This is a genomic window from Polymorphospora rubra (assembly GCF_018324255.1).
GTDB classification, from domain to species: Bacteria; Actinomycetota; Actinomycetes; order Mycobacteriales; family Micromonosporaceae; genus Polymorphospora; species Polymorphospora rubra.
The window spans coordinates 5,415,793-5,427,968 of the sequence record NZ_AP023359.1 but is presented as its reverse complement, the minus strand read 5'-3'; the positions used below and the strand labels follow the sequence as shown (position 1 = coordinate 5,427,968).

Below are 12,176 nucleotides of genomic sequence, written 5' to 3'. Positions count from 1 at the left end.
TCTGCCTCCGTCAGGATCCGAACAGCCGGGTGTCGTCGTACTCGTAGAAGCCGCGACCGGTCTTGCGGCCGAGGTCGCCGGCCGCGACCATCCGCTCGACCATTGGCGGCGGGAAGAAACGTGGATCGCGTAGTTGCTCGTACAGCCGCATCGCGACCTGCTGGTGGATGTCGAGGCCGACGATGTCCAGCAGCCGAAAGGGCCCCATGGGGTGGCCGAGGGCACCGAGCACCGCGGCGTCGATGTCTTCCTTGGTGGCCACACCGGCCTCAAGCGCCCGGATGCACGAGTTCTCCCACGGGATCAGGAACCGGTTGACGATGAACCCCGGACGGTCCTTGGTGACGACGCCTACCTTGCCGAGGGACCCGAGGAACTCCTCGGTTGCCTTGTGCGCCCAGTCGGCGGTGTGCCGTCCGTCGACCATTTCCACGAGTTTCATCAGCGGCGCCGGGTTGCAGTAGTGCGTGCCGACGACCCGTTCCGGCCGGCGCGACCCGGACGCGATGCCGGTGACCGACAGGGTCGAGGTGTTGGTGTGGAACAGCGTCGAGTCCGACACGATCTCGTCGAGGCGGCCGAAGATGTCCTTCTTCAACCGCAGGTCTTCGAAGACCGCCTCGACCACCACGTCGCAGGGCGCCAGGTCGGCTAGGTCGGTGCTGCCCACGAGGGCGTCCTTGGCGGCCCACCCGGCGGCGGCGTCCAGCTTGCCGAGTTGGACGCTCTTGTCGAAGAAGCCGTGAACGGTTTTCAGGCCGCGCTTGAGGTTGTTCTCGTCGACGTCGAAGAGGATGGTGCGGTGACCGGCTCGCGCCATCACGGTGGCTATACCGGAGCCCATGGTGCCGGCGCCGAGCACGCCGACGGTCCTGCTCTCGTTGCTCACGTGGTCTCCTTGCTGGGGCTGTGGCATGGTCATCGGACGGTCTGGCGGTTCCTCGCCATGACATCGGGGCGATCGCGACCTTGCCGTGCCGGTCGTTTGTGCCAGTCCTCCATCGCGCGGGTGATCTCACGACCGATCAGAATCCGCTGGATCTCGTTCGTACCGTCGTAGATCTGGGTCACCTTGGCGTCGCGCAGGCAGCGTTCGACGCCCAGTGTCGCGAGGTCGCCGTACGGACCCAGGATTCGGGTGGCCTCGACCGCCGCCGTGAAGCCCAGGTCGGTGCACGCCTGCTTCATCATCCCGATTTGCCCGGTCGAGATGTCACCGATGGCGTCGACCTGGCGGGCCACCGCGTGCAGGAGCAGCCGGCCCTGCAGGATGCGGCCGCGCAGGTCGGCCAGCGCGAAGAGATGCTCGTCCGGTAGTCGCGTGCCGTGCATCCGGGTCAAGGCGGCCAGGGTCCGGGCGTAGGCGGATCGGGCCAGCCCGACACCCTGCGCCGCCGCGCTGATCCGCGACTTCACGACCGACCTCATGACCACGCGCCAGCCCTCGCCCTCGGCACCCAGGCGGTGGTCGGCCGGCACCCGCACGTCGTCGAAGAAGAGCTCGGCGGTGCTGGAGCCGTGCATGCCCATCTTGTCGAACGGCTTGCCGGGGCGGACGCCGTCCCAGCCGCCATCGACGACGAAGGCGCTGACGCCGCGGCGACCGAGGGTCTTGTCGGTGGTCGCGAAGCAGATGACGACGCCGGCCCGATCACCGGTGGTGATGAAGGTCTTGGACCCGTTGAGCTGGTAGCCGGATTCCACGGGTCGGGCAGTCGTGCGCAGGCTGGACACGTCGCTGCCGGCATTCGGTTCGGTGATGCCCAGTGCCCCGTACACCGATCCGTCGAGCAGTCCGGGAACGTACCGCCGTGCCAGGTCGTCGCTTCCGGCGATCATGATGGGGTACGCCGCGTGCGTCTGCGTCATGAACACCAGCGACGTGGCGGCGCAGCCGGCGGTGATCTCCTCCACGGCGATGGCGTAGGCGACGTTGGTGTCTCCGGTCCCGCCCAGGCTCGCCGGGAAGATCAGGCCCAACAGACCCGTCCGGGCCAGCGCCTGCACGCTGTCGTGGACGAAGGCGTGGGTACGGTCGATGTCGTGGGCCCGCGGTGCCACCTCGCGGGAGACGACGTCTCGCGTGAGGGCGCGCACCTCCAGTTCCCGGCCGCTCAGCCCCGCGTCGACGACGGGTTCGTCGAGCAGCTCGTGCAGGGCCAGGTAGGCCTTCGAATCGCCGTCGATGTCGAGTCGCTCCACGCTCATGTCGACTCCTCGCGCACGGGTGCGGGATCGGCGAACCGGGGCGGTCGCCGCGCGAGGAATGCGGCGATGCCTTCATCGGACTCGGCGCCTGCGACGGCGAGTGCCGCCAGGCCGGTCTCCAGCCGCAGTCCGGCATCGAGCGGGGCGTCGCGGCCGGCGTCGAGGGCGGTGAGGATGGAGCGGACGGCACCCGGTCCCTGGGCGGCGATCTTCTCCGCCAGTGCCGAAGCGGTGGCCATGAGGTCGGCGGGCGCGACCGGGGGTATCGGGGTGAGCCCCAGCTGGTGGGCGCGCTGTGCGTCGAGCCGGGTTCCGGTGAGCATGAGATGCGCGGCGGTGGGTGCGCCGACGATGCGGGGCAGGCGCTGGGTGCCGCCGTAGCCGGGGATCAGCCCGAGTCCGGACTCGGGCAGGCCGAGGGTCGCCCGGGTCGAGATCACGGAGAATGTCGAGGCGAGCACGAGTTCGAAGCCGCCTCCGAGTGCGACGCCGTTGACCGCTGCGATCACGGGTACCGCCGCCCGCTCGATGTCTCGCAGAACCCGCTGTCCGGTGCGAAGCGTCTTGTGTGCGCGGTCCGCGCTCATCCCGGCGAGTTCCTTGAGGTCGGCGCCGGCACAGAACGCCTTCTCGCCGCTGCCGGTGACGACGACGGCACGGATCGCGGGGTCGGCTTCGGCGTCGAGGACCGCGGCGTGCAGCCGACGCAGGACCTCGGCGTCGAGGGCGTTGTGCGCCTCGGGGCGGTTGATGGTCACAGTCGTGACCGGGCCGGTCCGCTCGACGACGACGGTCTCGGGTGGGGTCATGATGCGATCTCCGCTGCCGCCAGGCCGACGACGCCCGCTTCGGCGAGTTCGTCGATTTGCTCCTCCGTGTACCCCAGTTCGAGCAGGGTTGTTCGGGTATCCGCCCCCATGGTCGGGAACCGCTCATTACGCGGTGTTTGTTGCGAGGCGAGCCGGAACGGACTACGGATCGTGACGAGGTCGTCGTGGAACCCGGGGACGGGAAGGATCGCGCCGCGGGCCACGACCTGGGGGTCCTTGGTGACTTCGGAGAGGGTCTGCACCAGAGCGGCCGGCACCTCGACGTCGGCAAGAAGTCGGAGCCACTGCGCCGCGGGTCTCGTGGCGAGTCGTTGTGCCACCAGCTCGGTGATCCGCGAACGGTTGGCGCGCCGGCCGGCGTTGTCCGACAACCGTGGGTCCGTACCCAGTTCGGGAAGCTGGACGGCGGTGCAGAACCGCTGCCACATGGAGTCGTTACCGATGGCGATCACGATGGTGCGGTCTTCAGCCTCGAACGGCTGGTACAGCGCCAGAACCGAGTCGGTGCCGCCGCTGGGCGCCGGCTCCGGCTCGCCGGCACAGTAGGCGGCCACACGCGGTGCCATCAAGGCTAGATCGGTGTCGAGCAGGGACACGTCGATGACTTCCCCCTGCCCGGTACGGCACTGACGAACCAGCGCCGCGTTGACCGCGATCGCCGCGGCCATCCCCGTCGCCACGTCGGAAAGCGCGGTTGATACCCGCTGGGGGGCGCCCCCCTTCTCCCCGGTGACCGACATCAGGCCGGATCGGGCCTGGGCGACAAGGTCGTAGCCGGGTAGTTCGCTGTCGGGACCGGTGAGGCCGAATCCGGACATAGCGCAGTAAACCAGTCGGGGGTTGCGGCGCCGGAGGGTTTCGCCATCGATTCCGATGCGCTTGAGCTTGGCGGGGTTCATGTTCTGCAGGAAGACGTCGGCGGTATCGAGCAGCCGCAGGAGCGCCTCGCGCCCCTCGGTGGTGCTGAGGTTGAGGACAACCGACTGCTTGTTGCGATTGGCGGAGGCGAACCATGCCGAGGCTCCGTCGATGAACGGCGGCCCCCAGGACCGGGCGTCGTCCCCGCCGCCGGGGCGCTCCACCTTGATCACTGTGGCTCCGAGGTCGGCGAGGTACATCGCGGCGGTGGGCCCGGCATAGGAGGTGGTCATGTCGACCACGCGTACGCCGACGAGAGGCCCTGGCGACGACTCGCCCGCGAATCCATTGCTACTGTCCAAGGAAGTCACCCCCTAATAATGTTGGACATTTGCTGATCGGTCAATCCGGCTGCTCCACTCAGGCTCAGCGCGCGTCGTGCGGCCGGCCTGGCAGCACGAGCGCGACCCCGGACAGGACCGAGCGGTCCGACTGGTGGGCTTCGACCCGCACGGCAGCCCCGGCGTCGCCGCGCTCAAACTGCACCGTGATCGGCTTGCCCGGAAGCATCGGCGCCTGGAACCGGCATTCGAACGAGGCGAGGTGGCCTCCATGATCGACCGCATGGCGGCTGAGATAGGTGGCCACGTATCCGTAGACGTACATGCCGTGCAGGATCACGCCGGGCAGGCCGACGCCGTGTGCCGCTTCCCCGTCGAGGTGCACGGCGCTTCGGTCCCCCGAGACCCGCGCGTAGTCGCGCGGCACGCCAGCCGTCGGCTCCCATACGAGGGGGGCGGGCACCGGAACCTCACCCATGACGCAGAGCCTGGGTGCTGGTGCCACGTAGACATGTCCGGCCGTCTTCGGTGACCGACTCGGTCTCCACATCGAAGAAGACGGCGCGTGTGGCTTCCCTGATCCGGCCGATCCAGGCCCGAGTCTCGATCGAGGCGCCTACGGTGACAGCCGCGTGCCAGGCCAGGGATTGCGCCGCATGGACATTGTGGTCGAACGGCAGGTCGAGGCGGTGATCGTGCAGGACGCCGAGTACGGCGCGCATCGTGAGGGCAGCCGCAAGGCTGGGCAGCACCTCCTGGCCGGCAACGGGGCCTTCCCCACCAGGGTCGGCTTTGTCGGCTCGGATGGGCGGCACGCCGCTGAGGCGGGCGTGGCCGGACGCGCTCGCCAGCGTGATGACATCGTGGGTCCGCCACAGTTCCTGCCGACGCTGTAGCGCGGCAAGCCGGGCGAGCACCGCTGCCCGGTCCCAGGTCTCGGTCATAGCGCGGCCGTCGTCACCGATGTCAGCCGCTCGCGGAGTTCAGCTTTGCGGATCTTCCCGCTGGGCGTCTTGGGCAGGCTCGACACCAGCACCAGACGCTCCGGAAGGAAGTGCCTGGACACGCCGTTGTCGAGGAGATGCTGGACGAGATCGGCGAGGGACAGCCCATCTGTACGGGAGTGCACTACGGCACAGGCCCGTTCACCGAGGCGCTCGTCGGGAACACCGACAACGGCGACGTCGATGACGTCAGGGTGGGTGTAGAGCACGCTCTCTACGGCGACCACGGGGATGTTCTCCCCGCCCCGGATGATGATGTCCTTGCTGCGCCCCTCGAGGTGGACCAGCTGATTCTCGTCGATACGGGCGGTGTCGCCGGTGTCGAACCAGCCCTCCGCGTCGATCTCCTCGTGGGTCCGGTCGGGCAGGCCCTCGTAACCGAGAAAGAGCCCCGCGCTGCGTATCTGCATTCGTCCCGGCGTGTTGGCGTCCGCCGGCTCACCGTCCGCCGCGACGACACGGACCTCGACGCCGGGCACGGCCCGGCCGTCACTGGCCAGCTCGGACTCGGACATGCCGGGCCGGCAGGAGACCCCGATGCCGATCTCGGTCATTCCCCAGGCAGACCCGACCCAGCAGCCGAAGGCACTGCGCCCGGCACTGGGGAGCGCACGTGGGACTGGCGAACCCGTCGTGATGACGGCACGCAGCGTGCAGCGCGGGTCACCGACGAGGTCGGTGGTGAGCAGGTCCTGGAGGAACGTCGGGGCACCGAAGAACACCGTGGCCCGTTCCGTACGCAGGAAGGTCGCGGCCGCCGCCGGGCTCCACTTCTCAAGATAGGCGGCCGTTCCCCCGAGGTATGCGGTCATCAGGACTCCCCACAGGAACCCGCTGTGGTGGCCGACCGGTGAGACCACTGCGTTGACGACCGAAGCGCCGAGATTCTCCGCTCCGAAGTAGGCCAACCAGTTCCGAAGCACCGCGATCAGGGTCTGGTTGGTGTTCATAACGCCCTTTGGCGCACCCGTCGTGCCAGAGGTGAATCCGATGTGACACACAGCGCGAGGATCCACGGCGGGGAGCCGCACTTCGGCGGCGGAGGGTTCGGCCAGATCCTCGAGCGTGATCTCGCCCTCGCCACGGCCCGAATCGCCACGTACTGCGATCAGCGGCGCCGCCTCCCCACACGAGGCCCGTACGACCGCCAGTGGGGTGGCACTTGCGACCTGCTCCTGCGTCACCACCACCTTGGCGCCGGTCGAGGCCAGGATGTGCCCGACCTCCTTGGTGCCGTATGCGACCGGGATACCGGTGTAGACGGCGCCAGCGCGGTTGATGGCGAAGATCAGTGCGGCAAACTCGATGCAGTTCGGCAACATGACAACGACGGAGTCGCCCTCGGCGACTCCCCGGGCTCGTAGCCCCTTGGCGAGATCGGTGACGTAGGCGTCGAGCTCGGCGTAGGTCATCGCCCGGCGGCTTCCACCGGGTCCGGCGGCGTCGACCGCCGCGGCCAGGTCGGGATGGGCGGCAGCCGCGTCGGCGAGCAGGGAAGTCAGCGTCTGGGGGGTCCACTGGCCGCCGGACTCGTAGGCGGTCGCCAACTCCGGGGTCAGCCTGCTGTCCGGGCGGACGCCCGGGTGCTCGCCCGCCGCGGGCAGGTCCTGCAAACTCACGATGCGCTCCTAGTTGGTTGGTGTGTTCCTCGACCGCTCAACGCGCGGTCTCTCCCCCGTCAACGGTCAGCACCGTTCCGGTCAGGAACGTGCTACGGGGATCGCACAGCGGACCGATGGCGGCCACAACGTCGTCGACCACCCCGAACCGACGCGCGGGCACCGCCTTTACCAGTCGGGCACTGCGTTCGGGATCCGCGCGGATGCCCGCGTTGAGGTCGGTCGCGATGAACCCGGGGGCGATAGCGTTGACCTGTACGCCGTAGGGCGCCCATTCGACTGCCATGCTGCGCGTGAACGACACGACGGCCGCCTTCGACGCGCAGTAGGCCGCGTGCTCGGCGACGCCTTTGAAGGCGTAGTTCGAGGCGACGTTGACAACCCGCCCAGAGCCCTGAGTGGTGAGGAAAGCCCCTGCGGCGCGGGTCATCCGCACGGTGCCAAGAACGTTGGTCTGCCACGCCAAGGTCCACGGTTCGTCACCGGCGTCCAGGAGCGAACCTGGTGTGAGCACACCCGCACAGTTGACCAGGAGGTCCAGTCCGCCGAGGTCGGCTACTGCCGCCGCGACGAAGCGCTGGATGGAGTCGTGATCCGAGACATCGACGACATACGGGTGGGCGGTGCCGCCGTCAGCGGCGATGTCGTCCGCCACCGCGCTCAGCGCCGTGGCGTCCCGGCCACCGACTGCGACCGTGCCGCCGGCTGCCGCCAGCGCTTTCGCGATCGCTCGACCGATCCCCCTGCTCGCACCTGTGACCACGGCCTTTCGGCCGGCCAGATCCGGGAAACCCGACATGCTGTTGCTCCTCACCGCGCAGCGCGCCTCCGACGCCCTCCGGAACGAGTCGACCACGCCCACGACGCGAAGACCAGGAAGCAATAATGTCGGACATTCGCCGGCCAGGCAAGTTTGATGCCGCACCGTCACCTCCACCCGGCGGCGGCCGGATAGGAACAGGTAGACTCCCAATTAGGTCGGTCGACCGGTGTAGGACACTTATCGCCCCGGAAACGAGAGGCCCCGATGGAGACCAGTGGTGAGGCCCGCACCCTCGGGCACGCGGTTGCGCGTCCGCGTCAGCAAGTGGAGGACCGCATCCGTCGGGCAATCCTCGATGGCGAGCTAAAGCGCGGGGAACGCCTTCCTTCGGAGGCGGAACTCGCACGCCAGTTCAGGGTGAGCCGAACCACCGTACGGGAGGCGCTGCGCTCGCTGACGGCCCAGAACTTCATCGACAAGGTGCCGGGTGCAGGCGGGGGCAGCTTCGTTCGGGCGGTGGATCACGAGGCACTCGGCGAGATCCTGTCCGAGTCCATGAAGAACCTGCTCACCCTCGGCAGCATCGAAGCCGACGAGGTGCAGTCGGTGCGTGAGTACCTTGAAGTCCCGGCGGTCCGACTCGCGGCCGACCACCGCAGCTTGGACGACCTGACCCGACTGCACGAGATCATCGAGCGCCAGAAGCTGGTCCGCGTGACGCACCCGTCCGTGCCTCAGCTCGACGTCGACTTCCATTCGGCGATTGCCCGCGCGTCCGGCAACCGGGTGCTGGGGTCGTTCGTCCAGGCCCTGCATGAACAGACGATGCCGGTGCGGTTCCTCGATCTCTCCGAAGAGGTCGGCACCGAGACCGTGCTTCAGCACCTGCAGATCGTGAAGGCGATCGAGGCGGGCGATGCGGACGCGGCCCAGGAGGCCATGGTGACGCACCTTCGCTACCTGCAGGCACACAGGGCGGTCGCCGCGGAGCGCCGCTGAGCCGACAGGTCCCGCTCCCGCCACCATCCGGAAACGTCGCCGTCGTCATCGCCATCATCTTGCCCGGATGCAAACTGTCGGACAATAATCGTGCCGTCCTAAAAAGTCGATACAGGGAGCACACGATGGATGGCTTCGAGGGGCAGGTAGCGGTTGTGACCGGCGCGGCCGGAGGACTCGGCCGCTCGATCGCGGGCGAGTTCATCAAATCCGGCGCGGCCGTCGCGCTCGTCGACATGGAAGCCGACCGGCTGAGCGAGGTCTCCCGCAGGATCGGCTCTCCTGAGCGCGTCATGACCTACGCCGGGGATTTGACCGACGAGAACGTCGTCATCGGCCTCGCGGAGGCGACGGCCGCCAGGTTCGGAACGTGCCATGTGCTGGTGAACAACGCTGGCATCCTGGGCGCTCCCGGCCCCTTGGCCTCACTCTCGACGGCGGCGTGGAACGCGACCCTTGCGGTGAATCTGACCGCCGCGATGCTCTGCACACGTGAACTGGGCCGCCTCATGATCGACAACGGTCGGGGCGCCATCGTGAACATCGCCTCGGTAGGTGCGCATTCGCCGAACACCTCCCCCACCTACGGCGTCTCGAAGGCCGGTTTGGTCGCGCTGACGCGACACACAGCGGTGGAGTGGGGGCCGCTGGGGGTACGGGCGAACGCGGTCAGTCCCGGGTTCGTGCGGACAGAGATGTCGGCGGCTCACTACGCCGACCCGGATCTGCTCGCGTTGCGAACCCAACTCACCCCCGTGCGTCGCATAGGCGCCGCGTCCGACATCGCAAGCGTGGTGGCGTATCTGGCAAGTGACGCCGCCGCGTTCGTCAACGGTCAGGAACTGGTGGTCGATGGCGGGTTCCTGACCGCCCCGCTGATGCACGTGCAACGCCACGCGGATCAGTACGGTGGACACTCCGCTCCCCAGCCAGCACTCTTCGCGGATCACCTGCGTTCCACGGGGACCCACCGGTAGCGGCGGCGTGGCCGGCCCCGGTCACGCCCCTGTCGGGCGCCCGGCTCCGGTGGCTGTCCCGTCGGCCGCAGGTCCTGTCGACAGGATCTGCGGCCGACGGGCATTCACATCCGCCTTGCACGGTGGGTTGGCACATCTCGCCCACCGCGCCCACCGCGGAAGACCCAACTTCGACCGCCTCGGGCCTGCTTCGATGCGGCGCACCGTGCTGGTCATGACCGCCCACGCCGGGCACGCCGTGACCGCCCACGCCGGGCACGCCGTGACCGCCGCCCGCACGGCGGAGCCCGGCCCGACCGATGACGGTCGGGCCGGGCTGGGCTCGTGGATCCTGCACTGCGCCACTGGCCAACTGGCTGAACTGCCCGTGGCCGGACTCCCGGGGCGGGCATTTCGCCGCCGCGTCGGCCTGTCGACGCCGACAAGTTCCGTCGTCATCCGTTCATCCGGAGCTAGTCACCGTCCTGCGCCGGCCGCTTCGAGGATCTCCCTGGTGCGCACGACCCCGTCGGGCCACCGGGAGTCGAACTCATCGAGCAGCGGCTGAAGCCTCGGCGACCCGACCACCTCCACAAGGGAGTCGAGATCGTCGAACTCGTACTCCGCGAAGTGGACTCCGGGGTTGGTCACGCTCCAGTAGCGCCGTCCCGACGTCGCCCCCAGCGTCTTGATCACCAGTGGGAGGTGGTCGGTTTCGTACCAGTGGTCGAAGTCGTCACGCAGATCGTCACGAACCTCTGCCCGCACGAGAAACACTCCCGGCTTGGCGCTGTTGGGTTCAGACATTGTTGAGGTCCTCCTCCTTGTGGGACAGCCCGTGACGCGTGAACAGGATGGTGAGGAAAGCGATCACAGCGATGGCGGCGGCGAACACCGAGATCGGGATCGTGCTGTCAAAGCGGTCCATGAGCGCAACGGCCAGCGCCGGCGTGATACCGCCGCCGATGACGGCCGCGATGGTGTATCCGAACGAAATTCCGGTGTATCGGACCTGCGTTCCGAACAGTTCGGCGAGCCAGGTGCTCATCGGGCCGAAGAGCGCCCCGAGGAAGATAAGGCCCACCGAGAAGCCCAGGCCCGCTAGCAGGGCGTTATGGGTGGCGATCAACGGGAACAGCGCGAAGACCCAGACAGCGAATCCGATGACGCCCACGAGCATCGGAGCCCTCCGGCCGACCTTGTCCGAGATATGTCCTGAAGCCAGAATCGCGAAGAAGTAGAAGACGGATGCGATCAGGACCATCACAAGGCTGGACGTAGCGCTGAAGCCCACGTCGTTACGGGCGTACGCCAGGGCGAAGATGATGGACAGGTAGTAGCCGGCATGGATGCCGAGCGCGGCACCGATGGAGGAGAACACGCTGCGTGGGTAGCGCTTGAACATCTCCACGAAGGGGATCTTGACGACCTCCGGCGTCTTCGACTGCTCGACGACGTCCTTGAACGCCTGCGACTCCTCGAGCGACATGCGGATGTAGAGGCCGACGATGACCATGACGGCGCTCAGCAGGAACGGAACGCGCCAGCCCCACGAGTTGAAGGCATCCTCGGGCATCAGCGCCGAGGTGATGGCGATCAGTCCCGCAGAGAGGATGTATCCGATCGGCGATGCGCTGCCCATCCAGGCTCCGAGAAGGCCTCGACGCTTGGCCGCCCCCTCGTGCTCGACCACCATCAGCACCGCGCCGCCGTACTCGCCGCCGAGCGCCAGACCCTGAAGCAGACGGAGGGTGACCAGGAGGATCGGCGCCGCGATTCCGATCGAGGCGTAGGTAGGGAGCAACCCGATAGCAAACGTACCCACGCCCATCATGAGCAGCGCGAGAACCAGCGCCTTCTTGCGGCCGTACCGGTCGCCGAAGTGACCGAACAGGACGCCACCGAAGGGGCGTGCGACGAAGGCGACGCCGAACGTCGCCAGGGAAAGCAGTGTGCTGGTCAGTGGGTTGTCGGAGGGGAAGAAGAGCGGCCCGAGAACCAGCGCCGCCATGGCGCCGAAGAGGTTGAAGTCGAACCACTCGATGACGGTCCCGACCATGGAGGCGACCGTGACTTTGCGGACGGAGTCCTTGCTGGCTGTAGGGGGACCGTGTTGGTGGTGGTGGCCACGGCGTGTGTCATACCGGCTTCCTAATGTTCGACATTCGACGTGATGGTCGGACGATACCGTCGGGCCGTGATGAAGGCAACAGTCCCGAAACATCGCGCCACCCTCACGTCGCGCGAGGGGACCTAGTGCCCCAGAAGGGATTTTTCGGACGAGCAGCTGCGTACATGCCGGTGTCACCGAGCTCCGCTTACGTCCATACCTGACGGCTGGGCCAGGGCGTCGGAAGACGGCGCAGCTCACCACGCTGATCGACTCGACATGCATGCACCTGAGGCGCAGCCCGATCGGCACCCCCCGCCCAGTCGGCCCGGACGACCTCATGGGACGCGACTGGATCGGCTGGACCCCCGACCAGACTGATGGCGTTGTCGGTGTCGCTGGCCATGCCCCAGGTTCGAGTTGGTGCCGCCGGTGCGGCCGTTCCCGGTGTATCGGGGGTAGCGCAACAACACCGGCCTGTGGTGGTC

At 67.9% G+C, this 12,176-nt stretch carries 12 protein-coding genes; 2 read left to right on the top strand and 10 right to left on the bottom strand.

From position 1 onward, the window contains the following. Positions 1-10: 10 nt before the first annotated feature. The 8 genes from Prubr_RS24635 to Prubr_RS24600 are packed head-to-tail and all read right to left on the bottom strand — an operon-like array spanning position 11 to position 7,659. Entirely contained in the window at positions 11-889 is an 879-nt protein-coding gene (locus tag Prubr_RS24635; RefSeq protein ID WP_212817268.1) for a 3-hydroxyacyl-CoA dehydrogenase family protein, read from the bottom strand. A 29-nt stretch (positions 890-918) separates the two neighbouring features. Then, positions 919-2,208, bottom strand: coding sequence for an acyl-CoA dehydrogenase family protein (locus tag Prubr_RS24630; RefSeq protein ID WP_212817266.1), 1,290 nt, complete (start codon positions 2,206-2,208; stop codon positions 919-921). Next, the gene (locus tag Prubr_RS24625; protein WP_212817264.1) at positions 2,205-3,017 is read right to left on the bottom strand and encodes an enoyl-CoA hydratase/isomerase family protein; all 813 of its coding nucleotides are present in this window, start codon (positions 3,015-3,017) and stop codon (positions 2,205-2,207) included. Before Prubr_RS24625 ends, Prubr_RS24630 begins: the two co-directional genes overlap by 4 nt. Continuing rightward, a complete protein-coding gene (locus Prubr_RS24620) occupies positions 3,014-4,267 on the bottom strand; it encodes a CaiB/BaiF CoA transferase family protein (RefSeq protein ID WP_281425839.1) in 1,254 nt (417 codons plus the stop codon). The genes Prubr_RS24625 and Prubr_RS24620 overlap by 4 nt, the downstream gene beginning before the upstream one ends. A 55-nt stretch (positions 4,268-4,322) precedes the next feature. Further along, positions 4,323-4,715, bottom strand: coding sequence for a MaoC family dehydratase (locus tag Prubr_RS24615; RefSeq protein ID WP_212817260.1), 393 nt, complete (start codon positions 4,713-4,715; stop codon positions 4,323-4,325). Next, a complete protein-coding gene (locus Prubr_RS24610; protein WP_212817258.1) occupies positions 4,708-5,181 on the bottom strand; it encodes a hypothetical protein in 474 nt (157 codons plus the stop codon). The genes Prubr_RS24615 and Prubr_RS24610 overlap by 8 nt, the downstream gene beginning before the upstream one ends. Continuing rightward, entirely contained in the window at positions 5,178-6,860 is a 1,683-nt protein-coding gene (locus tag Prubr_RS24605) for an AMP-binding protein (RefSeq protein ID WP_212817256.1), read from the bottom strand. Before Prubr_RS24605 ends, Prubr_RS24610 begins: the two co-directional genes overlap by 4 nt. Before the next feature lie 37 nt (positions 6,861-6,897). Continuing rightward, entirely contained in the window at positions 6,898-7,659 is a 762-nt protein-coding gene (locus Prubr_RS24600) for an SDR family NAD(P)-dependent oxidoreductase (protein WP_212817254.1), read from the bottom strand. A 228-nt stretch (positions 7,660-7,887) separates the two neighbouring features. Here Prubr_RS24600 and Prubr_RS24595 point away from each other — a divergent pair, with 228 nt between their 5' ends. After that, complete coding sequence (locus Prubr_RS24595; RefSeq protein ID WP_212817252.1) at positions 7,888-8,622, top strand: FadR/GntR family transcriptional regulator; 735 nt, start codon at positions 7,888-7,890, stop codon at positions 8,620-8,622. Positions 8,623-8,747: 125 nt separating this feature from the next. Continuing rightward, the gene (locus Prubr_RS24590; RefSeq protein ID WP_212817250.1) at positions 8,748-9,599 is read left to right on the top strand and encodes an SDR family NAD(P)-dependent oxidoreductase; all 852 of its coding nucleotides are present in this window, start codon (positions 8,748-8,750) and stop codon (positions 9,597-9,599) included. Between the two features lie 456 nt (positions 9,600-10,055). Here the strand turns inward: Prubr_RS24590 and Prubr_RS24585 are convergent, their stop codons facing one another. After that, complete coding sequence (locus tag Prubr_RS24585; RefSeq protein WP_212817247.1) at positions 10,056-10,385, bottom strand: EthD domain-containing protein; 330 nt, start codon at positions 10,383-10,385, stop codon at positions 10,056-10,058. Next, on the bottom strand, positions 10,378-11,802 hold the full coding sequence (locus Prubr_RS24580; RefSeq protein WP_281425838.1) for an MFS transporter: 1,425 nt from the start codon (positions 11,800-11,802) through the stop codon (positions 10,378-10,380). Before Prubr_RS24580 ends, Prubr_RS24585 begins: the two co-directional genes overlap by 8 nt. Positions 11,803-12,176: the final 374 nt, after the last annotated feature.